This window comes from Bacillus sp. Brlt_9, assembly GCF_051948935.1.
In the GTDB taxonomy this organism is placed as follows: Bacteria; Bacillota; Bacilli; order Bacillales; family Bacillaceae_G; genus Bacillus_A.
This window is the reverse complement of sequence record NZ_JAYJLO010000014.1, coordinates 33561-54490: the sequence shown is the minus strand read 5'-3', so window position 1 is coordinate 54490 and position 20930 is coordinate 33561. Positions and strand designations below refer to the sequence as shown.

Annotated in this window: 22 protein-coding genes and 1 riboswitch; of the genes, 12 read left to right on the top strand and 10 right to left on the bottom strand. The window is 34.9% G+C overall.

The features are described 5' to 3' along the window. Positions 1 to 5 precede the first annotated feature (5 nt). The gene (locus tag VF726_RS29080; RefSeq protein ID WP_440173737.1) at positions 6 to 539 is read right to left on the bottom strand and encodes a transglycosylase SLT domain-containing protein; all 534 of its coding nucleotides are present in this window, start codon (positions 537 to 539) and stop codon (positions 6 to 8) included. 250 nt (positions 540 to 789) lie between these two features. On the opposite strand from VF726_RS29080, the gene VF726_RS29075 reads away from it, so the two are divergent. Next, complete coding sequence (locus tag VF726_RS29075; RefSeq protein ID WP_440173721.1) at positions 790 to 2439, top strand: DUF2334 domain-containing protein; 1650 nt, start codon at positions 790 to 792, stop codon at positions 2437 to 2439. Positions 2440 to 2585: 146 nt separating this feature from the next. Here the strand turns inward: VF726_RS29075 and VF726_RS29070 are convergent, their stop codons facing one another. The 5 genes from VF726_RS29070 to VF726_RS29050 all read right to left on the bottom strand — a co-directional run bounded on the left by VF726_RS29070 (position 2586) and on the right by VF726_RS29050 (position 7000). Continuing rightward, entirely contained in the window at positions 2586 to 3350 is a 765-nt protein-coding gene (locus tag VF726_RS29070; protein WP_440173719.1) for a TatD family hydrolase, read from the bottom strand. Positions 3351 to 4093: 743 nt separating this feature from the next. Next, on the bottom strand, positions 4094 to 4450 hold the full coding sequence (locus tag VF726_RS29065) for a YxeA family protein (protein ID WP_048525594.1): 357 nt from the start codon (positions 4448 to 4450) through the stop codon (positions 4094 to 4096). A 138-nt stretch (positions 4451 to 4588) separates the two neighbouring features. Further along, positions 4589 to 5425: a YitT family protein gene (locus VF726_RS29060; RefSeq protein ID WP_440173718.1), complete on the bottom strand. Its 837-nt coding sequence runs from the start codon at positions 5423 to 5425 to the stop codon at positions 4589 to 4591. A 118-nt stretch (positions 5426 to 5543) separates the two neighbouring features. After that, complete coding sequence (locus tag VF726_RS29055; protein WP_440173716.1) at positions 5544 to 5873, bottom strand: PH domain-containing protein; 330 nt, start codon at positions 5871 to 5873, stop codon at positions 5544 to 5546. 149 nt (positions 5874 to 6022) lie between these two features. After that, positions 6023 to 7000, bottom strand: coding sequence for a LacI family DNA-binding transcriptional regulator (locus VF726_RS29050; protein ID WP_440173714.1), 978 nt, complete (start codon positions 6998 to 7000; stop codon positions 6023 to 6025). 305 nt (positions 7001 to 7305) lie between these two features. On the opposite strand from VF726_RS29050, the gene VF726_RS29045 reads away from it, so the two are divergent. Beyond that, positions 7306 to 7401, top strand: a complete 96-nt coding sequence (locus VF726_RS29045; RefSeq protein ID WP_001060010.1) for a DUF3948 family protein — start codon at positions 7306 to 7308, stop codon at positions 7399 to 7401. A 73-nt stretch (positions 7402 to 7474) separates the two neighbouring features. On the opposite strand, the gene VF726_RS29040 is transcribed toward VF726_RS29045, so the two are convergent. Further along, on the bottom strand, positions 7475 to 8080 hold the full coding sequence (locus VF726_RS29040) for a lysophospholipid acyltransferase family protein (RefSeq protein ID WP_440173711.1): 606 nt from the start codon (positions 8078 to 8080) through the stop codon (positions 7475 to 7477). 337 nt (positions 8081 to 8417) lie between these two features. On the opposite strand from VF726_RS29040, the gene VF726_RS29035 reads away from it, so the two are divergent. Then, positions 8418 to 8513 carry a DUF3948 family protein gene (locus VF726_RS29035; RefSeq protein ID WP_156576831.1) on the top strand — a complete coding sequence of 32 codons (96 nt, stop codon included), beginning with the start codon at positions 8418 to 8420 and terminating at the stop codon, positions 8511 to 8513. A gap of 60 nt (positions 8514 to 8573) precedes the next feature. On the opposite strand, the gene VF726_RS29030 is transcribed toward VF726_RS29035, so the two are convergent. After that, positions 8574 to 8714, bottom strand: coding sequence for a YrzO family protein (locus VF726_RS29030; protein WP_000894069.1), 141 nt, complete (start codon positions 8712 to 8714; stop codon positions 8574 to 8576). A 21-nt stretch (positions 8715 to 8735) separates the two neighbouring features. After that, positions 8736 to 9704 carry a DMT family transporter gene (locus VF726_RS29025; RefSeq protein WP_440173708.1) on the bottom strand — a complete coding sequence of 323 codons (969 nt, stop codon included), beginning with the start codon at positions 9702 to 9704 and terminating at the stop codon, positions 8736 to 8738. 127 nt (positions 9705 to 9831) lie between these two features. Between VF726_RS29025 and VF726_RS29020 the strand changes: the two genes are divergently transcribed. Both VF726_RS29020 and VF726_RS29015 read left to right on the top strand, forming a co-directional pair. Continuing rightward, complete coding sequence (locus VF726_RS29020; protein WP_440173705.1) at positions 9832 to 10698, top strand: LysR family transcriptional regulator; 867 nt, start codon at positions 9832 to 9834, stop codon at positions 10696 to 10698. Between the two features lie 255 nt (positions 10699 to 10953). Then, the gene (locus tag VF726_RS29015) at positions 10954 to 11055 is read left to right on the top strand and encodes a DUF3948 family protein (RefSeq protein WP_001060017.1); all 102 of its coding nucleotides are present in this window, start codon (positions 10954 to 10956) and stop codon (positions 11053 to 11055) included. A 216-nt stretch (positions 11056 to 11271) separates the two neighbouring features. Here VF726_RS29015 and VF726_RS29010 read toward each other — a convergent pair whose 3' ends face one another. Further along, positions 11272 to 12219, bottom strand: coding sequence for a substrate-binding domain-containing protein (locus tag VF726_RS29010; protein WP_440173736.1), 948 nt, complete (start codon positions 12217 to 12219; stop codon positions 11272 to 11274). A gap of 133 nt (positions 12220 to 12352) precedes the next feature. On the opposite strand from VF726_RS29010, the gene modA reads away from it, so the two are divergent. The 7 genes from modA to VF726_RS28975 all read left to right on the top strand — a co-directional run bounded on the left by modA (position 12353) and on the right by VF726_RS28975 (position 20898). Next, entirely contained in the window at positions 12353 to 13159 is an 807-nt protein-coding gene (gene modA / locus VF726_RS29005; RefSeq protein WP_440173703.1) for a molybdate ABC transporter substrate-binding protein, read from the top strand. A gap of 5 nt (positions 13160 to 13164) precedes the next feature. Next, a complete protein-coding gene (gene modB, locus VF726_RS29000) occupies positions 13165 to 13839 on the top strand; it encodes a molybdate ABC transporter permease subunit (protein WP_440173700.1) in 675 nt (224 codons plus the stop codon). Positions 13840 to 14139: 300 nt separating this feature from the next. Continuing rightward, on the top strand, positions 14140 to 14991 hold the full coding sequence (locus VF726_RS28995) for a GRP family sugar transporter (RefSeq protein ID WP_000353549.1): 852 nt from the start codon (positions 14140 to 14142) through the stop codon (positions 14989 to 14991). A gap of 212 nt (positions 14992 to 15203) precedes the next feature. Further along, positions 15204 to 16007: a pyrroline-5-carboxylate reductase gene (gene proC, locus VF726_RS28990; protein ID WP_440173697.1), complete on the top strand. Its 804-nt coding sequence runs from the start codon at positions 15204 to 15206 to the stop codon at positions 16005 to 16007. A 1-nt stretch (position 16008) separates the two neighbouring features. Beyond that, positions 16009 to 16842 (top strand): aldo/keto reductase, encoded by an 834-nt coding sequence (locus tag VF726_RS28985; RefSeq protein WP_440173695.1) that lies wholly within the window; start codon positions 16009 to 16011, stop codon positions 16840 to 16842. Between the two features lie 152 nt (positions 16843 to 16994). Beyond that, positions 16995 to 17099: riboswitch (SAM riboswitch) on the top strand. Positions 17100 to 17231: 132 nt separating this feature from the next. Beyond that, positions 17232 to 18872 (top strand): peptide ABC transporter substrate-binding protein, encoded by a 1641-nt coding sequence (locus tag VF726_RS28980; RefSeq protein ID WP_440173692.1) that lies wholly within the window; start codon positions 17232 to 17234, stop codon positions 18870 to 18872. A gap of 385 nt (positions 18873 to 19257) precedes the next feature. After that, positions 19258 to 20898: an ABC transporter substrate-binding protein gene (locus VF726_RS28975; protein ID WP_440173690.1), complete on the top strand. Its 1641-nt coding sequence runs from the start codon at positions 19258 to 19260 to the stop codon at positions 20896 to 20898. The last annotated feature ends 32 nt before the right edge of the window (positions 20899 to 20930 follow it).

The following is a 20930-nucleotide window of genomic DNA, read 5'->3' as shown; positions in this document are numbered from 1 at the left end:
AAAACCTACTCTTTTATTACGCCTTTATTTCGATAGTACACATCCTCTAACCCGACGTTATACTTCATATTATTATCCGTCCACTCTGGACCCAAATTACCTGGCCATCCAGATGTATTTGCTATATATTTTAATAATGCAAAATCAGTCAAACCTTTTTGCACCCCGCGCTTATATCCTTTCATTAAATGCGGCATTGCAATTTGTGCATTTGTACGTGGATCTTTCAACTCTTCATCAGTTAAATGATCTGGTGCAAGTCCGCCGCCACGGTGCAATTGAAACAATCCGAATGAAGTTCCGTTATCTCCAACACTTCTTGGATTTAACCGGCTTTCATGTTCGGCAATTGTAAGAGGTATCCATTCTGGAAGATTAACTTTCTTTGCTTCCTCTATAATAATTTGTTTCACCTGTTTTGCTTCTTCTGAATTAACATAGCTTGCCTCATTCGCTAACTTGTCCATTCCTTCAGACTTTCCTTGGAAATATAAGTACACCCCAAGAACGACTAAAAATCCTACAAAGAATTTCTTCACTACCTCTACCTCTTTCTCCGCTGAAATTTGTCCCCTTTCAGCCTTCTTCCCTTTACAATTACCCACAACCTATCATTCTCTTACCCTTACATCATAGCAAAGAACTATACATATTATCATCATGCTTTAGACCGATTTTGTGAAAAAATAGCTGGTAAATACGTGTAAAAATATAACCTTCATAGACTATAACTTATTTCTTGTATATAATTGTAAATTGAACTATACATATAGAATAGGAGCAAACCAAATGAAAAAGTGCATAATACTCTTGTTCAGTATTTTACTTCTTATGCCCATCCACATCTCTGCACAAACGTCATCAAAACCCAAAGTACTTGTTTTATATAGTACAAAAGAAGATAAAATTACAAATAATATTCAAATCCTTAATACTCAACTAGGCCATTTTACAAACGATATAACTATGAAACGTTTGAATAAGATTAATGAAATTAATAATTCATCTTCTTATACACATATCGTCTATATCGGTGAACAAAAAGAAGAATTTCCTACTGAAGCAAAACAACTTATAGAAAACTTCTCGGGCCCAGTATTAGTTCTAGGAAAAAATATTGAACAATTATCTAATCGCTTTTCTTTCATTACACTAAAGGATAATGATATACGAGTTAATAAAATCGAATATCCAAGCCATAAGCTAAAAAACACTTTAGAAGAGGAACGATTGATTCAATCTTTTGATACAAACGGAACTGTTCTTGCTAACGCTGTAAGTTCAAATAGTAAGAACCCACTAATCGTTCAGCATGAAACATCTTATTACGTTGCAACGCCACATCTCTTTGACTGGATGTCTCATTACGTCGGTGAAATGTTATTTTCTTACTTCGAACAAAAACCAATGGCAAATAAAGTAGAAGCTTATTTACGTCTTGAGGACGTTCATCCAGCCGCAGATATAAATCAATTAAAAGAAATTGCTGCATTACTAAAAGAGAAAAAGATTCCTTACATGATTACAGTCATCCCAGTATATAAAGATCCGGATACAGGAAAGACGCTACATTTAAAAGATAAACCTGAACTAGTCGATCTTTTACGCTCTATGCAAGATGATGGTGCAGCAATTATTATGCATGGTTATACGCACCAATTTTATGATAGTGAAACTGGGGAAGGCTTTGAGTTTTGGGACGTCAAAACAGACCAACCAATTCGTCAACCGAATCATGAAAAGCCAAAAACAAAAGATGACTTTCCTAATATAGAAGCCTATAATACATATGTAAAAAAAGGGGAAGAGTTTGAAGAAAAATATACAACTGATCATATTGAAAAAGGCATTGAAGAACTTGTAGATGCCAAACTATATCCTGTCGCATTTGAGGCACCTCATTACACAATGTCTCAAAAAGGATATGAAATATTATCAAGGTACTTTTCAACTTATGTAGGACAACTACAATTAAGTGATACAACTTGGAAATCCATGCACTCTCCAGCATACAGAAGTACACCATCATTTTTACATGGCATGAAATTAATGCCTGAAACAGTCGGCTTTATTGAAGAAGATAAGCCACAAGCTATTGCAAGGATGAAAGCAAATGCTGTATCTGTTGCTAAATTATCCGATGGAGTTATTGGTGCATTCTATCATCCTTACTTAGGTGTGAAACCATTAAAAGAAGTATTAAAGGATCTAGAAAGCATTCCAAATATAGAATGGATTGATTTACAAAAGGAAACAAACGAAGTAAAAATGAAAGACATTCATATTACTACTAATAAAGACGGCATTCACGTAGAAAAGCCAACAAGCGTAAGTGACATAATGGATTATGTAAAACAATACGGATTCTTCCTTATACTTGGTTTCTTCATCCTTGTCTTTCTATTATTATTAAGACGCGCAAAAAAATTAGAATCCTAATATAAAACCACCAAGCAAAATACTTGGTGGTTTTTTTAACTTAAACCAAAACGTGGCATATTATTAATAACCCATTGATGATTTTCATAAATTATAGAAAATATTAGAAAAAAATATTCATAATAAAAAGGATAAGAGTAACACTCCTATCCTTCCAAATAAAACTGAATTGTATTTTCATATATCGTTTTCGCAACCTTCTCAACAGACATATTTTTTATAACACTAATTTCCTTAAGTACCTCCCTAATCATTCTCGGATGCGTCATAACATCTTCTTGAAATTCCCACGGTCCATCTGTTTCTACCATCATATATTCAAGTGGATAATACGAAACGATTTTTCTAATTTTCTCCTTATGTAAAACATCTGGCGTGATAGAAATGTAATAACCGTTCCTCATCATCCGTTTCATTGTTGCTTCACTTCCTTTAAACCAATGAAAATGTGCACGTGAAACTTTATATTTCTCCAGTAAATCACATACAATCTCAGCATCTTCATACACTGCATGCAATATAATTGGTAAATCATATTTACTAGCTAGTTCAACAAACCGTTGTAACACTGATATATATGAATTGATAGCAATGTGCTCATCTTCATTTCTTAAATAATACGGTAAGCCTACTTCACCAATCGCAACTATGTCCTCTACATGATCTTCAATTAATTTATAAATTTGCTCACATTCTTCTTTATGAATCAGTTGCTCTGGATGAAAACCTATCGCTGGATGCACAAAAGGATATCGCTTTGCTAAAGATAAAGTTTCTTTACATGATTGATAATCCATAGATACCGCAATAAGCCCCTTTATCTCTTTACTATTTTCCACATCTTTAAGTAATCTGCCCTTCTCTTCATCTTTATATTGGTCAACATGTATATGACTATCAATCCATTTCATCTTTATGCCCCCATAAAAAAAACAAGAAAGGATCCCCCTTCTTGTTTTATCATCTATGTTATTTAACAATTAAGTTTGTTATGATATCAAATAATCCAATACATACTACGGCAACAGTAAAGTAGCTACAGAAATCTTTAATTGGAAACTTCACTACTTCTTCTTTACGCATCCCATTCTTCTCCCTTCTTACTATATCCCTAATTATTTTTATCTATTTGTATTTATTATGCAAAAAATATGACAAATTTACTATCGAATTAACTTACGTAAACCTTACAATGTTGTAAGGTTTATAAAAAGGGCCTCATCTTCATATAGATGAGGCTATTAAAAAGTAGTTGGTTTTTCATTCTTCATTCATACTACAAACAGAAAGTAATACAGTGAGACTTTCTAATTACACTATATGAAATTCACTATCTTTTAACCATCGAATTACATTACAGAAGACTTACATGTTTGTAAGCTATGTGTAATGTAATTCGATAGTTTCTCTTACTGACATCTCGTACAATAAAGTTAGCAAGTAAGCCAAATAAGAAGAACACTCACATAACCAAATTACATTGCTAGTAGCTACTCTTCTTATACCTTTCACTCATGCTACTACAATGTACCCCCTTCCCCTTTATATAATAAAAAAGCCTTAGTCCCTATAGACTAAGGCTTTTTTATGAATCTCAAAATACCCCTACCTCGTATTTTTATTTTCGACAAAAAATAGGTAGGGGTATAATCCGCTATCTCATCGCTAAAAGTTTACTCTTTGCATTAATAGGAATATTTACTGCTTCAATTTCTTCAATTGCCTCGCCGTAACGTCCCTTTGCATACACCTTTAATGCTTCATCTCTCTTTAACATATGCTTAACAGTCTTCTTTATTTTTTGTTCTCTTCCACGTTCGTCAAATGCAATAAATTCATATTCATACCACTCATCACCAATATGCTGACCAATTGTATTCACAACCGTATAGTATTCTTTCGTCTTATAAAGTGGATTATATTTATCGATAACTGGTCCAAGTTTCGTAGGCAGTAACATTACTACTATCACTACCATCGCTATTATAGTAGTGATCATTTTTTTCTTCATAATAAACATTCCTCCTCAGCAGGATATATATACATCCATTTTAAAAAGAAGGAATAAAATCTACTATTGAATCTCATTACATTACACTTACATTTTTGTAAGAATAAAAAAAGGTGAACGAATTTACTCGTTCACCTTTTAGCTCGCTTTAAAGCCACCGCCAAGCACATCACGTACATCATGAATAACAACGAAAGCATCTTCATCTACTCGGCTAATAACTTGCTTTAACTTAACAAGCTCTTGTTTATTAATAACAACATATAAAACTTCTTTATTTTTACCAGTATATCCGCCGCGTCCTTCTAATACAGTGACACCGCGTGTCATGTTTTTCGTAATAGCCTCACGTATTAAGTCTGGTTGATTTGAAATGATTGTAACAGCCGTTTTTGTATCCATTCCTTCTACAATGAAATCAATCACTTTTGCTCCGATGAATACTGCAACAAGTGTGTACATTGCTTTTTCTTGTCCTATTATAAATACAGAACCAGCAATTACAACGATATCAATAATAAGTACGCCTTTACCAACGCTCCACCCTAAATATTGATTTGCTAATTGTGCTAAAATCGCCGATCCCCCTGATGTACCTCCGGCTTTGAACATACAACCTAATCCGACACCGACAAATAAGCCAGCGAATAGAGCCGCTAATAACGTATCACTATTTACATGATACTCAATATGTTCCGTAACATATAAAAACAAAGATGTTTCTACAATCCCTAAAATTGTATAAACCATCGTTTTCTTATCAAAAAATTTATAACCAATAGCTAGTAAGATTGCATTTATAGCAAAGTTTACAACCCCTGGCGACCACTCAAATAAATAGTACGTAACAACCGTTACACCAATAATTCCACCCTCTGATAAACGGTTTGGAATTGCAAAGTAATTAATACCAATTGCGAATAATAATGAACCAATTGTAATTAGTGTTATTTCCTTTATACGTTGATTAACCATAGTTCATACCTCCCCCCCATTTGACATTGTATCACTATCTCCTAGAGGTTTAGAAGTTGTTTTTATTACGCTTTTCCCCTCACAAAGAACAAGATATTATGTTTAAACAGAGGGGTGATTAATTATTCACATTCGCTCTAACTATACGGACAAATCGCTCCACATCCCCCTTCTGAATATACTTAGCTCGAATGGTTTCATGATTACAAGTAAATTCGAAATACGAACAAAAATCTATGCTATCTATATGCAAATATGAATAATCTTTAAATGTTGCAGGATAATAGGGAAATTTTCCGTAAAATAGGAGCCGTCTAGTAGTGGCAACAAAAATTCCATGTTGATATGATAACGTAAAATTATCCTTCTCAAATATCCCTACTACAAAAGCCAAAACCTTTTCATCATCCTCTATATACTTTTTCATACTCCATAAAAGTTCATTCATGCATATCCCTCCAAATACTATTCTTGAAAAGAATCCATGGATTATTACAGACCGGTGTAACTCCTTTATAAAGTATGAAACGCGTTTCCTGTCAAAGTTATTTCAAAAAAAAATAATCCGTTATGCAATTTACACATAACGGATTAAAACTAAACGGTAGAGCGTTCCACAAGTTCATATGGAATTTCCACCTTTTCTCGTTTAGCACTTTCATCACTTATTTGCCTGTAAAACATTTCAAAGGCCTTTTTACCTATTTCCTTTAAATTTTGATCAATAGTTGTAAGTTGTAACACTTGCGAAATAGGTTGATTATCAAAGCCAATAATCGCTAAATCCTCAGGAACTTGAATACCTAATTTTTCAGCTTCTGTCATAGCTCCAATCGCAACTTCATCGCCCGCTACGATTAATGCTTCAGGAAGATGCTGCATCCCCTTTAATTTATGAGCTACTTTCACACCATCTTCTAATGTAAAGCACTCTGTGAAAATCCATTCTTCATTCACTTCTTCATCTATAGATCGCAATTGCTGTTTATACACATCAAAACGCTTTTGACTACTCGGTCCTAATTTCCTTCCCGTGCAATAGCCAATTTTTTTATAACCTTTCTCAATCAAATAATCCATTCCTAATTGAAAAGCTGCTGAATGATTCGTATATACACTTGAGATATTCGAAATATCATTATCTTCACAAGCAACAATTGTCCCATAAGAAACATACGGCTCTATCGTTTCCCAATCATTTGCACGAGAACAAATAATTAGGCCATCCAACTGTTTTGTTTTTAACATATGTAAACTTTTCATTTCTTCTTTTTTATTATAATTCGTTTGGCAAAGTAGCACCCTGTAATTATGAGCTAACGCTACCTCCATCATCCCGCCCACCATCGCATCAAAACATGGATGATTAATATACGGTAAAATTACACCAACGATATTCGTTTTCCCTTTTGATAAATGAACGGCATTTGCGTTTTGTGAGTAATTCAACTTCTCAACTATCTCTATAACCGCTTTCCTTTTTTCTTCACTTACATACGGATGATCGTTCAATACTCTCGAAACAGTCGTAACTGAAACTCCCGCCATCTTTGCAATATCTTTAATATTAGCCATACACTCACCTCTACTCTTAAATTAATCAATCCCATGAACATATGTCAAATCCTCTCATCATTACACCTTCATTCGTTTTTCTTACAAAAGTGTAATTTTTCTGTAAGCTAATTCGATAGTTACTCCCCGCAATATTTCATACAATTAAGTCAGAAACAGGGCAACAATTATTCGAAAAGGAGCGGATTCATATGATGAACAAAGTAAAATCAAACAATTTTTTAAATACAATGGGCATGGTATTTTCTGCTCTAATCGATGCTAAAGCTGTTGCTTCTACATTAAACAAGTAAGGAGAATTCATTATGAACAATATCACTTTTAACAAATTAGATTTTTTAGGACTAGCTAGCGGATCAGTTCTTCTTACTGCTTTTATTTACGCCGCTACGCTTGTATAAATTTCGTGTCCCCTTTCCCCTTTATTATAAATAGTAATAGAAAAGACGACCGTCTATGCCCGGTCGTCTTTTTTTACTTTTGATTTGATTGCAAAGTTTCCTTTAGCTCCTCAAACTTCTCATTTAATTGATCTGTCATCATTTTCATAGCTGTTTTTCGATCTATTTGTTCTTCAGCATCAATTTGAATTGGGTCTCCAAAAATCAATTGTGCCCTTTTCCCTTTTATTAATTCTTTTACACTTGATGGACCAATATAAGCTGCCGGTACTAACGGGACATTAGAGCGTAGCGCAATCGTAACAGCCCCAGCTTTTAATGAAACGTCTTCTGTTGATCGCGTTCCACTCGGGAAAATCCCTACTACTTTACCTTCTTTTAATAGGCGTGATGGAATTTTAAGTGTACTCGGTCCTGGATTCGCACGATCTACAGGGAATGCATTCACATTTTTAAAGAACCAATTTTTGAACTTCCCTTCAAATAATTCTTTTTTAGCCATGTAATGAATTTGAGTCGGATACATCCCTGTAGCTAACATTAATACATCCATAAAACTTGTATGCGTGCAAGCAACAACATACGGGCCACCTTCTGGTAACTTTTCTCTTCCTTGCACTTCTACTTTCCCAGCTGTTTTAAATATATATTTCAACAAAAATGTAATTGGTTTATACATTTATTTCGTTCCTTTCTGAACATCCGAATTATAATCATTTTCTTACAACAATTATAACACTAAGTTTTAGGAGTTGGTAATAATTTTAAGTATTAATTGTTACATTTCAATTCTTACAAAAGTGTAATTGTCTTGTAAGCTAATTCGATAGTTACTTCTTACGATATTTTATACAATTAAGTCAGAAACAGGGCAACAATTATTCGAAAAGGAGCGGATCAATATGATGAACAAAATGAAATCAAACAATTTTTTTAATACAATGGGCATGGTATTATCTGCTCTTATCGATGCAAAAGCTGTTGCTTCTACATTAAACAAGTAAGGAGAATGCATGATGAACAATATCACTTTTAACAAATTAGATTTTTTAGAATTAGCTAGCGGCTCGATTCTTCTTACTGCTTTTATTTACGCTGCTACGCTTGTATAACTTTGTGTCCCCTTTCCCCTTTATATAGAAAAAGACGACCGTCTATGCCCGGTCGTCTTTTTAAATGTTTCTTTCTTTCAACTCTTTTAAAAGCTGTATCATTTCAGCTTGTTGTTTTATCTTCTTACGACCATTCCGATTAATTGCTGCAAGCTCACAAGCAACTCCTACGGCAAAGAAAAACAATAAACTTTCTAACATATGAAATCCTCCAATTGCCTATTAAACAGCTTGACGTAATTGCTCTTCTTGTAAAATCTTCTTATTTATATTTTCTTCTTTTCTCTGACAAACGTTATTACGAATAAGTGCTGCGATAACAAATAAAGTTCCTATAATATCAAACATTGTTATTTGATATCCTTGCATCATCATAATCATTAAAGTCGTAATAGGCACAAAGTTAATAAACAAAATCCCATTAATAGATGATAAAATCTTCACACCGTAATTCCAAGCGAGTAATGCTACAATTCCCGGTAATGTCATCATAAACAATAAATCATATTTCACGATAGAAATCGTTCCCATACTCGGAACCGATACATATCCAAGCGATGTAATGATTACAGTTATAATTCCTGTAACAGTCGTACCGAATACACAAGTCAACGTAGAATAACGTAATGTCGACCAATCGCTACACGTTTGACCACCCATCGTATAAATAACCCAACCTACAACTCCTACAAATATACATGCTAGTGAAAACATGTTATCTTTCAACGTTAAAAAGAAGCTCATATCGCCCTTTGTAATAACAAATACAGCTCCTATAAAAGCAATAATCATACTCGTTATCATATATTTTTTCGGTTTTACACTCTTATATCCCCATAGAATACAAATAGAAATCATCGGCATCAGTGCTTCCATAATAGAGGCTACCATGACGCCTGATTTCCCCATCAACATTTGACCTAAAAATATAAGTACATTATATACAGTAAACGCCATCGTTCCGAAAAAGACGAGTAACTTTCCTCTTCCCTCTAAGCGAAATGCCTGTTTTCCTTCTTTCATTAACAACAATACAATCAGTACGATCGCCACCGCTCCATAGCGAATAAGCGAAAAATAAAATGGATCTATGTATTCTAACGCATGATCAGCAACTGGAAACATTGCTCCCCATGACATACTTGCAATTAAACATGCGAAAGCCCCTATTATTATTTGACTTTTTCTCACCACAATCCCCCACTTCCTTCTATTTGCACAAAGAGAATTGTAAAAGAAAAAATATATCACGTAAAATGATTCAAAATGATGTTAACTATCACTTATAATGATAGTTAACATCAAGGAGGAGTATAAAATGGAATTAAGAGACTTACAAATCTTCCAAAGCGTTGCCGACCAAGGCAGTGTAAGCGGCGCAGCAAAGGAATTAAACTACGTACAATCAAATGTCACCGCACGTATTAAACAACTAGAAAACGAACTAAAAACACCGCTCTTTTATCGTCATAAACGAGGTATGACTTTAACAGCCGAAGGAAGAAAAATGCTCGTTTATGTTCATAAAATTTTGCAAGATGTCGATGAGCTAAAACAAGTATTTTTAGATAGTGAAACACCCTCCGGTATATTAAAAATTGGTACAGTCGAAACAGTAAGTACATTACCTACCATTTTATCTTCTTACTATAAACGCTATCCGAATGTCGACTTATCATTACAAGCAGGTCTAACAGAAGAATTGATTAGAGAAGTACTCGATCATCAACTAGATGGCGCTTTTATATCAGGGCCAATAAAACATCCACTAATCGAACAATACGATGTTAGTACCGAAAAATTAATGCTTATAACACAAAATAAAGCTTTTCATATTGAAGAATTTACAACCAAGCCCCTACTCGTTTTTAACCAAGGATGTGGATACCGTTCCAAACTAGAAAGATGGCTGAAAGATGAAGGTTTGCTACCAAAAAGAATTATGGAATTTAATATATTAGAGACAATATTAAATAGTGTCGCACTTGGCCTTGGAATTACGCTCGTACCACAGTCTGCTGTCCACCATCTTTCTAAAGCTGGTAAGGTGCATTGTCATGCAATCCCTGAAAAATATGGTAGTATTTCAACGGTTTTCATACGCCGTAAAGATAGCTATATGACGAATTCAATGCGTAGCTTTTTAAAAACAATTGAAGAACATCATCATATCAATATGCTTTAAAAGACATTCTTACACGAATGTCTTTTTTTCTTACAAAAGTGTAAGCCTTCCGTAAGCTAATTCGATAGTTGCAGGCGATCATATTTCCTATAATTAAGACATAAAGCAGGGCAACAACAATTCGAAAAGGAGCGGATACGCATGATGAACAAAATGAAATCAAACAAATTTTTAAATACAATGGGCATGGTGCTATCCGCACTTGTCGATGCAAAAGCTGTTGCTACTACATTAAACAAATAAGGAGAGATTACAATGAACAACATTACCTTTAACAAATCAGACTTTATCGGACTTGCAAGTGGAGCTACTCTTCTTACAGCTTTCATTTACACACTTGCTCAAGGTCTTATTTAACACTTTGTTTCCCCAAACCCCTTTATATATAGAAAAAGCTGCTTGTCTTATTGACAAGCAGCTTTTTAGTTTGTCCCGCTTTAATGGGCAGTAAGACCCCCACCTCAAAATTGAGCGAAAGCAAAGAAGTTACGTGGGGGTCGGGCTGCCCATAAAAGTCCGATTGGTTCAACTAATAATCAGTGGGGGATGAAAAAAAAACCACTGATTAAAGTTTCACTTTATTTCATATATAATCTGACCTGTGTTCGTCATATCGTATCCACCAATCGCTTTTAATTCATTATGAAATTCTTCCGATTGCAGAATAGCTTTCACGACTTCAATCAGCTCTTCATTTTCTTTATTCTTCAAAATCACTAAATCATACTGTTCTTTCATGATTGGAATAAAGTCTACATTTACAATCTGTGAAAACTTTTCTGATCCTACTCCCACGTCAGCTTTTCCATTCGCCACTTGCGTGGCAACACCAAGATGATTCGATTCTTCCCATTCATATCCACTAATACGTTCTTTATTTAACTTTTGAATGCGCAATTGCTCATCCACCAGCACCCTAATGCCAGAGCCTTTTTCTCGATTTACAAATCTTATAGATGATTGAGATAAATCAGCCCATGTTTTTATATTTTTTGGATTCCCCTTTTGCACATAAAACCCAACGTTCCTTGCTAATAAATTAATCATAATACATGGTTGTCCAACTAAAATACGTTTTACGTAAGGAACATTATATGTACCAGTTTCGCCATCAAATAAATGCAAGCTAACGATGCTTCCTTCGCCTTGATACATTTTTACTAAACTCGTTAAACTACCTTGATATGCCCGTAATATATTAGAACTTGGCAGACCATTTTCTATACGCTTTGCCAACATATCTAACGTTAGTTCTTGTCCGCTAATAATGCATGTATTCGAGATACTATTGCCGTCATTCTTTACAGGGGCAACTTGTACCTTTCCTGTTTTCATTTGCTTAATATATTGTTCTAAATCTGCTGCATCAATGCGCATCTGTCTACCAACTCTATAAGAAGGAAGTTCTCCTTTTTTAATTAAGTCGTATACAGTTAGTTTTGATACTTTTAATCGCTTTGCTACCTCTTCCGTTGTGTAGGAATGATGATCCATAGACGATTCCTCACTTTCTCCCTTCATTGTAACAAAGAAAAGAATATTTCTCCTATTTTTTAAAAACATCTACATGTTCAAATTATATTCAATTATAACTAGTTATATTTATTTATAATTAGTTATAATTGATTATGTCAAAACGAAAGGGGATTTTTTTATGAATAAGTTTACATTACGATCCATCGGGGCACTTATACTTTCTTTTCTTCTTATATTTAGTGTTGCATGTACAAGCGGAGATAAGAAAGAGAAATTAACCGCTAAAGAAGAAAAAGCAGTTGAACTTACTATATCAGCTGCTGCAAGCTTACAAGATGCGCTAAAGGAAATTGAAACAAAATATAAAGAAAAAGAACCTAATATTAAACTTTCTTTTAACTTCGGCGCTTCTGGTGCACTTCAACAACAAATTGAACAAGGTGCACCTGCTGATTTATTCTTCTCAGCAGCCGAAGATAAATTCCAAACTCTTGTTAAAAAAGGATTCATTAATGAAAAAGAAGGGAAAAATCTTCTCGGAAATGAACTAGTTCTAGTCATCCCTAAGGATAGCTCTCTTACAAAATTTCAAGATTTAAAAGATGAGGAAATCAAAAAAATTGCACTTGGTACACCTGAATCTGTACCTGCCGGAAAATACGCAAAGGCTTCTCTAACACATGAAAACCTTTGGAATGATGTTCAAAATAAAATCGTATTTACAAAAGATGTTCGCCAAGTGTTAACATATGTAGAAACAGGTAATGTCGATGCTGGTATTGTATACAAAACAGATGCTCTTATTTCAAACAAAGTAAAGATTGGCGAGACAGCAGCTGCGACTTCTCATGAACCAATTCACTATCCTTTAGGTGTTATAAAGGAATCTAAGCACAAGAAAGAGGCGACTTCATTTTATGAATATTTGCAGTCAAAAGATGCACAATCTATCTTCAAGAAATATGGATTTACAGTCCTATCATAATTGCCATGAGCTTTGATGCAATTTTGTCACCAATCTTTCTATCTTTACGAGTAGCTGCATGCGCCACCATTATCGTTACCATTTTAGGGACGATTATCGGACGAGCGCTAGCACGCTCCTCATGGCGATATAAAGTTATATTAGAAACAATTTTCTTATTACCAATGGTACTTCCGCCAACTGTAATTGGCTTTTTCCTCATTATCATTTTTGGAAATAATAGTCCCATTGGAATGTGGATAGAATCCTTGTTTCAGCAGTCTATTATGTTCACATCTACTGCTGCGATCATTGCTTCTACAGTTGTTGCATTTCCGCTTATGTACCAATCAGCAAAAACAGGATTTTCTATCGCGAATGTACAAATTGAAGAAAGTGCTCGTGACCTTGGTGCAAGTGAGTATCAAGTTTTTCTACACGTCACACTTCCACTTGCATTTCCTGCCTTACTAAGCGGAATGATTTTGAGCTTCGTTCGTGCGCTCGGTGAGTTTGGTGCTACACTCATGTTCGCTGGGAACATTCCTGGTAAAACACAGACGATCCCAACTGCAATTTATATGGCGATTGATGCAAGTAATATGCAACTCGCTTGGACACTTGTAGTTATCACCATCAGTATGTCACTCCTATTTCTGCTATGTATCCAGCTTATCAATAAAAAAATTACCAACTCTTAAAGCAGCTTTTTTCGAAGCTGCTTATTTATTTCTTAGGAAATAAAATATACCCTCGGGAAATAACTGAATTTTACCTCTTATTTAAATATACATTTTATTTGAATTCACTTTCTAAAATAGGCAATTTCCTGTTATTATATGGAGGTGTTTCAAAAAATGAAGAAATGAAAACGCATTTATATCGTAAATTCTTCATCCTGTTTTAGCGATCGGTAATCTTCTACTCTATTAGTGGGGCATTACCGATCGTTAGAACGATATGTAATTATATTGGTATAGGAAATCGAAGGGAGTCTTGTAATGGACATTTTATTAGCGCTTCTTCCTGCAATTGCATGGGGAAACATCTTATTAGTAAGCGTAAAAATGGGCGGTGGTGCATATAGCCAAACGGTAGGTATGACAATCGGTGCTCTATTCTTCGCAACAATTATGTATGTATTTACTCAACCCGCTTTAACAATGACAGTCTTGATTGTTGGTTTTATTTCAGGTTTATTCTGGGCTTTAGGACAAGTAAACCAATTAAAAACAGTTGAAAAACTAGGTGTTTCAACTACTGTAACAATTTCTACTGGTATGCAACTTGTTGCAACTTCTATCTTTGGAGTTATCGCTTTCCGTGAGTGGACTACTACTACAACGATTGTTCTGGGAACGATTGCAATCCTATTAATCGTAGTTGGTGTTGTATTCACATCACTAGATGACAAAGAAAATGCACAACCGCCAGGACAATTGAAAAAAGGGCTTCTTACTTTAATTGTTTCTACTTTCGGTTACCTTGTATATGTAATTATTATTCGTTGGTATAATATCGATGGTTGGTCTGCTATTTTACCACAAGCAGTTGGTATGTTTGTTGGTGCGGTTGTACTGACATCTAAACATAAGCCATTTAACAAATATGCAATCCGTAATGCTTTATCTGGTTTACTATGGGGAACTGGAAACTTATTCTTACTTCTTTCATTACCACGTGTCGGAGTAGCAACAAGCTTCCCATTATCTCAAACTGGAATCGTTATCTCAACATTCGGTGCCATTGTCTTCTTAGGTGAAAAGAAAACAAAACGTCAATTAATCTTTATTGCACTAGGTAGTGTTTTAATTATCGGTGGCGCTGTATTGTTAGGTATGACAAAAGCATAAACTTATAATCTATTAATCCCTGAAGCAGTTATGCTTCAGGGATTTTTTATTACAACTGTTTTTTAAGTATAATAATTTTTATAACCTTATTTGTATTAACCCTCCTCCCTCCATTTTCATCCTTCTCACGATAAGCCTTTTCTTTTTACAAAATTCTCTTAAAAATGGTATCGTTTTTTATAACATATCTTCACTAGAAAGGAATAAAGGATATGCTAACTAAACATCGAATTTTATTTATTGGTGCTGGTCGTATGGCAGAAGCTATATTTTCCGGATTACTTAAAACAAGCAAAGAATACATCGAAGAAATTATCGTTTCTAACCGAAGCAACGTAGAAAAGCTAAAGCAATTACAAGGGCGATATGATGTGTCTACTACAACAGATTGGAAGCAGCATGTTACATCTGTTGGTACGATTGTTTTAGCAATGCCACCTTCTGCACATGAAGAATTATTAGCAGAATTATCTCCGTTACTATCGAATCAACTTGTCGTAACGGTAGCTGCTGGCATTGGACCATCTTATTTAGAAGAAAGACTTCCCGGGGGAACGCCTGTTGCTTGGATTATGCCAAATACAGCTGCTGAAATTGGAAAGTCTATCTCCTTATATACAATGGGACAATCAGTAAATGAGATGCATCAAGAAACCCTGCAACTGCTTTTAAAAGGCATTGGTACTTCGCAACTTTGCACTGAGGAAGAAGTTCATCAGCTTACTGCCGTTACTGGAAGTGCACCAGCTTTCCTTTATTACTTTGCTGAAAGCTTAATTGAAGCAACAAAAAATTATGGAATCGATGAAGCAACTGCCAAACACCTTGTCATTCAAATGATTTCTGGCTCTGCTTCTATGCTTGAACAAACGCAAGATCCAGCTAACCTCCGAAAACAAGTAACAACACCAGGTGGTTCCACGGCTGAGGGTCTCAAAGCTTTATATGAATATAATTTTTCAGAGGGAATTCAAAAAGCAGTAGAAGCAACAAACAAAAAAGCTAGGGGGAAATAATATGAATTTAACAAGTTTAAAAGACTATACAACATTACATAACGGTGTAAAAATGCCTTGGTTCGGTTTAGGTGTTTTTAAAGTAGAAGATGGTTCAGAAGTAGTTGAATCTGTAAAAGCAGCAATTAAAAATGGCTACCGCAGCATTGATACTGCAGCAATTTATCAAAACGAAGAAGGCGTTGGACAAGCAATCCGTGAATCAGGTGTTTCACGTGAAGAATTATTTATTACATCAAAAGTATGGAATAGCGATCAAGGGTATGAAACAACACTTCAAGCATTTGAAACTACACTAGAAAAACTAGGTCTAGAATATTTAGACTTATATTTAGTACATTGGCCTGTAAAAGGGAAATATACTGAATCATGGAAAGCGTTAGAAAAGCTTTATAAAGACGGCCGTGTTCGTGCTATCGGTGTGAGTAATTTCCACATTCACCACTTACAAGACGTATTTGAAATGGCTGAAATTAAGCCAATGGTCAACCAAGTGGAATACCACCCACGTTTAGCACAAGAAGAGCTACACGCTTTCTGTAAAGAACATAACATCCAGCTTGAAGCTTGGTCACCATTAATGCAAGGCCAACTGCTAGACAACCAAACATTACAAGACATTGCAACAAAATATAATAAATCAACTGCACAAATTATTTTACGCTGGGATCTACAAAACGAAGTTGTAACAATCCCTAAATCTATTAAAGAACATCGCATTATTGAAAATGCAAATATATTCGATTTTGAATTAAGTGCGGATGACATGAAAGCAATTCAAGCTCTAAATGAAGATCGTCGCGTTGGTCCAGATCCAGATAACTTTAACTTCTAATAGAAGAACCACTGCCATATGCAGTGGTTTTTTTTGTTAAAAAAACTGAAAATTTAAACTATGTTTCATTTGGTTGACACTTCATTATCCAAGGTGTAAGATTTTGAATTATCAAAGAAACACAAAAATTAATAAAGTTTATTCGTTTACTCATTGTATCAAGAGAGGTGGAGGGACTGGCCCTTTGAAACCTCGGCAACAGGTTCATTTTGAATACTGTGCCACTTCCTGCAAGCTTTATGCTTGAAAGATAGAATGAGGGACTTCGTTTATATACGGGTGCATAACTTGTACGTAAAAATCCCTCTTTCTCAATATGAAAAGAGGGATTTTTTATTTTTCATTTCCCTCATCATCATCCAAACTTAATTATTTAGGAGGAAAATCAAATGAAAAAGAAGTTTGTACCCGGTATTGCATCAGTTGTAGGAGTAAGTATTTTATTAACTGGTTGCGGTAGTTATAAAAACGAAGCAAGCGGAGCAAATGCAAAAGACGAGGCGCCTAGTAAGCAGGTTTTAAACTTATCTTCACCTACTGAAATACGAACAATGGATACAGCTCGTGCTACAGATACTGATTCTGGTCAAGTAATGAGAAACGTATTTGAAGGTTTGTATAATCTTGGTGAAGGTAATAAACCTGTCCCTGGTGTTGCAAAATCTCATGAAGTAAGTGGTGATAAGACGAAATACACATTCCACCTGCGAGATTCAAAATGGTCAAACGGCACTCCTGTTACAGCGAAAGACTTTGTCTTCGCTTGGCAAAGAGCTGTTGATCCAGCAACAGCCTCTGAATATGCATTTCTATTCTTTGATATTAAAAATGCATCAAAAATTAACAACAAAGAACTTCCAGCCGATCAACTTGGTGTAAAAGCAATTGATGACCATACGTTTGAGGTAGAATTAGAACGCCCTGTTCCGTACTTTATTAGCTTAACAGCATTTCCAACATTTCTACCAATTAACGAGGAATTCTTTAAAGCACAAGGTGATAAGTACGCTTTAGAAGACAATACAATCTTGTACAACGGAGCTTTTACACTAAGCGATTGGAAGCACGAGCAAAGCTTTAAATTCAAGAAAAATCCTACCTATTGGGATAAAGATACTGTCAAACTGGAAGAAATCAATTTTAACGTCGTAAAAGAAAAATCTACAGAAGTAAATTTATTCGAGTCAAAACAATTAGACCGTATCAAACTAACATCTGACTTCGTTGATAAATATAAAAAAGATACCAACTTTAAAGAACGGCCGAACGTAGGGGTACAGTTTCTACGTATGAATCAACAAAACAAAGTACTTCAAAACGTTTCTGCCCGCCAAGCAATCGATCAAACAATCGATCGAAAATCCTTTGTAAATACGTTATTAAATGACGGCTCTACACCAACCTCTAGTCTCGTGCCGAAAAACTTCGCAAAAGGACCTGACGGAACAGACTTCCGTACTGCAAACGGTGATTTAACAAAGGTTGATACAAAATCTGCACAAGAATTATGGAAAAAGGCGAAACAAGAACTTGGATCTGAAAAAATAACGTTAGAACTATTAACAAGTGACGGTGACCTTGAGAAGAAAACTGGTGAATTCTTAAAAGGACAACTAGAAAAGAATTTAGACGGCTTAACAGTAAAAATAAAGCCACAACCACGTAAACAACAAGTTTCACTTTTATTAAAAGGTGACTACGAAATTGGAATTGACGGCTGGAGCCCTGACTTTGCGGATCCAATTACATTCCTTGAACTATTTACAACAAATAACCCTTACAACTTAGATCATTACTCTAATAAGGAGTTCGATGAAACAATAGCGAAAGTGAAAACAACTTTAGCTGGTGATGAAAAAGCTCGCTGGGAAGCATTACTAACATCCGAGAAAATATTATTTAAAGACTCTGTTATCGCTCCTCTTTACCAAAAAGGCGAATCGTATCTAGAACGTTCTTATGTGAAAGGAATTGTGCAAGTAGACTTTGCAGGGCAATTAAACTTCAAGTGGGCACAAATTAAAAAATAAAAGGCAAGCTGAATTGAAGTTTTTCTATCTACAGCAATTATTTTATTGAAAAAATGTATTAAAAGCGGATTCTCAATAAGAGGAAATCCGCTTTTTTAATATATTATTTTAAAAAATTAATACTCAATTTTTATTATTGACATATAGTTCTTTCCAGTGTTAATATTCTAAATAATCAAAGAAACGAAATATTTCACCATCAAAATATAACGTCTACTACGTTGAAACATATAACGATAGATTATAGTTCAACATGTATATACATATAGAACACATGATTACCTACATACACATATCTATAATAGGTTTTCTCTTCTTCTATAGTTACACTTCAAGACATGGACATTATGACGTTACGAACAACACATTTAGGGAGGAACGAACAATGAAGAAAAAAGTTGTACCTGTTGTTGCATCTGTTTTAGGGGCAAGTCTATTACTAACTGCTTGCGGGGGAAATAAAGATCATGCAAGCGGAGCGAAAGCAAATGATAAAGCACCTGATAAACAGGCAATTAACTTATCATTCGCTTCAGAAATTCCAACAATGGATGTTGCAAAAGCAACGGATGGGGAATCCATGAGCGTAATGCGCAATGTTTTTGAAGGTTTATATGCAATGGGAGAAGATAACAAACCAATTCCTGGTGTCGCTGAGTCCGTTGACGTTAGTCCCGATAAAACAAAATATACATTCCACCTGCGTGATTCAAAATGGTCAAACGGTACTCCTGTTACAGCAAAGGACTTCGTCTTCGCTTGGCAACGTGCCGTAAACCCTGATACAGCAGCTGAATACGCATTCTTATTCTTCGATATAAAAAATGCGAAACAAATAAACCAAAAACAATTACCGGTTGATCAATTAGGTATTAAAGCTGTTGATGACAAAACTTTAGAAGTACAACTAGACCGTCCTGTTCCCTACTTCTTAAGCTTAACTACATTCTCAACATTCTTACCAATTAATGAAGATTACTTAAAGTCTCAAGGCGATAAATACGGTTTAGAAACAAATCATTTAATTTACAACGGTGCTTTCACATTAGATAACTGGAAACATGAGCAAAGCTTCCAATTGAAGAAAAACCCTAACTATTGGGATGCTAAAACTGTAAAATTAGAAGAAATCAACTTCAATGTCGTTAAAGATAAGTCTACAGAAGTTAACTTATATGATTCAGGACAAATTGATCGCGTTGCTTTAACTGCGGAGTTTGTTGATAAATATAAGGGCGATCCAAACTTCAAAGAACGCGCTGAAGTTGGCATTCAATTTTTACGACTCAATCAAAAAAATGAAACATTAAAAAATCAACATGCACGCCTTGCTATTAACGGAGCAATGAATAAGAAAGCATACGTAGAAACAATTTTAAATAACGGTGCTGTTCCAGCTGAAGGAATGGTTCCTGTGAAATTCGCAAAAAGTCCAGAAGGTAACGACTTCCGTAAAGAAAATGGAAACCTAGTCAAAGATGATGTGAAAATAGCAAAAGAAAACTGGAAAAAGGCGAAGCAAGAACTTGGTACTGACAAAGTAACAATCGAACTATTAACTAGTGATAATGCTTTAGCTAAAAAGACTGGTGAGTATTTAAAGGGTGAATTAGAAAAGAATCTAGATGGATTAACAGTGACATTAAAACCACAACCACGTAAACAACAGTTAAAACTACTATTAAGTGGTGACTATGAAATCGGTATTGATGGCTGGGGCCCTGACTTCGCTGATCCAATTACATTCTTAGATTTATTTACAACAGATAGTGCTTATAACTTCGATAAATACTCTAACAAAGAGTACGATGAGCTCATTCATAAAGTGAAAACAGATTTAGCTGGCGATGAAAAAGCTCGCTTTGAAGCAATGAAACAAGCTGAGAAAATTCTATTACAAGACGGCGCTGTCGCTCCTTTATATCAACAAGGTCGCTCTTACTTACAACGCGGATTTATTAAAGGACTTGTAACAACTGACTTCGGCGGTGAGTTTAACTACAAGTGGACAGAAGTTGCAAAATAATAAGTGGTAATAAAAAGGTATCCCACCGAGGA

Excerpts from the sequence above, each read along its gene's own strand:
- VF726_RS29075 (WP_440173721.1), top strand. The coding sequence starts at position 790 with ATGAAAAAGTGCATAATACTCTTGTTCAGTATTTTACTTCTTATGCCC.
- VF726_RS29070 (WP_440173719.1), bottom strand. The coding sequence starts at position 3,350 with ATGAAATGGATTGATAGTCATATACATGTTGACCAATATAAAGATGAA.
- VF726_RS29065 (WP_048525594.1), bottom strand. The coding sequence starts at position 4,450 with ATGAAGAAAAAAATGATCACTACTATAATAGCGATGGTAGTGATAGTA.
- VF726_RS29060 (WP_440173718.1), bottom strand. The coding sequence starts at position 5,425 with ATGGTTAATCAACGTATAAAGGAAATAACACTAATTACAATTGGTTCA.
- VF726_RS29055 (WP_440173716.1), bottom strand. The coding sequence starts at position 5,873 with ATGAATGAACTTTTATGGAGTATGAAAAAGTATATAGAGGATGATGAA.
- VF726_RS29050 (WP_440173714.1), bottom strand. The coding sequence starts at position 7,000 with ATGGCTAATATTAAAGATATTGCAAAGATGGCGGGAGTTTCAGTTACG.
- VF726_RS29045 (WP_001060010.1), top strand. The coding sequence starts at position 7,306 with ATGAACAATATCACTTTTAACAAATTAGATTTTTTAGGACTAGCTAGC.
- VF726_RS29040 (WP_440173711.1), bottom strand. The coding sequence starts at position 8,080 with ATGTATAAACCAATTACATTTTTGTTGAAATATATATTTAAAACAGCT.
- VF726_RS29035 (WP_156576831.1), top strand. The coding sequence starts at position 8,418 with ATGAACAATATCACTTTTAACAAATTAGATTTTTTAGAATTAGCTAGC.
- VF726_RS29030 (WP_000894069.1), bottom strand. The coding sequence starts at position 8,714 with ATGTTAGAAAGTTTATTGTTTTTCTTTGCCGTAGGAGTTGCTTGTGAG.
- VF726_RS29020 (WP_440173705.1), top strand. The coding sequence starts at position 9,832 with ATGGAATTAAGAGACTTACAAATCTTCCAAAGCGTTGCCGACCAAGGC.
- VF726_RS29015 (WP_001060017.1), top strand. The coding sequence starts at position 10,954 with ATGAACAACATTACCTTTAACAAATCAGACTTTATCGGACTTGCAAGT.
- VF726_RS29010 (WP_440173736.1), bottom strand. The coding sequence starts at position 12,219 with ATGAAGGGAGAAAGTGAGGAATCGTCTATGGATCATCATTCCTACACA.
- modA (WP_440173703.1), top strand. The coding sequence starts at position 12,353 with ATGAATAAGTTTACATTACGATCCATCGGGGCACTTATACTTTCTTTT.
- modB (WP_440173700.1), top strand. The coding sequence starts at position 13,165 with ATGAGCTTTGATGCAATTTTGTCACCAATCTTTCTATCTTTACGAGTA.
- VF726_RS28995 (WP_000353549.1), top strand. The coding sequence starts at position 14,140 with ATGGACATTTTATTAGCGCTTCTTCCTGCAATTGCATGGGGAAACATC.
- proC (WP_440173697.1), top strand. The coding sequence starts at position 15,204 with ATGCTAACTAAACATCGAATTTTATTTATTGGTGCTGGTCGTATGGCA.
- VF726_RS28985 (WP_440173695.1), top strand. The coding sequence starts at position 16,009 with ATGAATTTAACAAGTTTAAAAGACTATACAACATTACATAACGGTGTA.
- VF726_RS28980 (WP_440173692.1), top strand. The coding sequence starts at position 17,232 with ATGAAAAAGAAGTTTGTACCCGGTATTGCATCAGTTGTAGGAGTAAGT.
- VF726_RS28975 (WP_440173690.1), top strand. The coding sequence starts at position 19,258 with ATGAAGAAAAAAGTTGTACCTGTTGTTGCATCTGTTTTAGGGGCAAGT.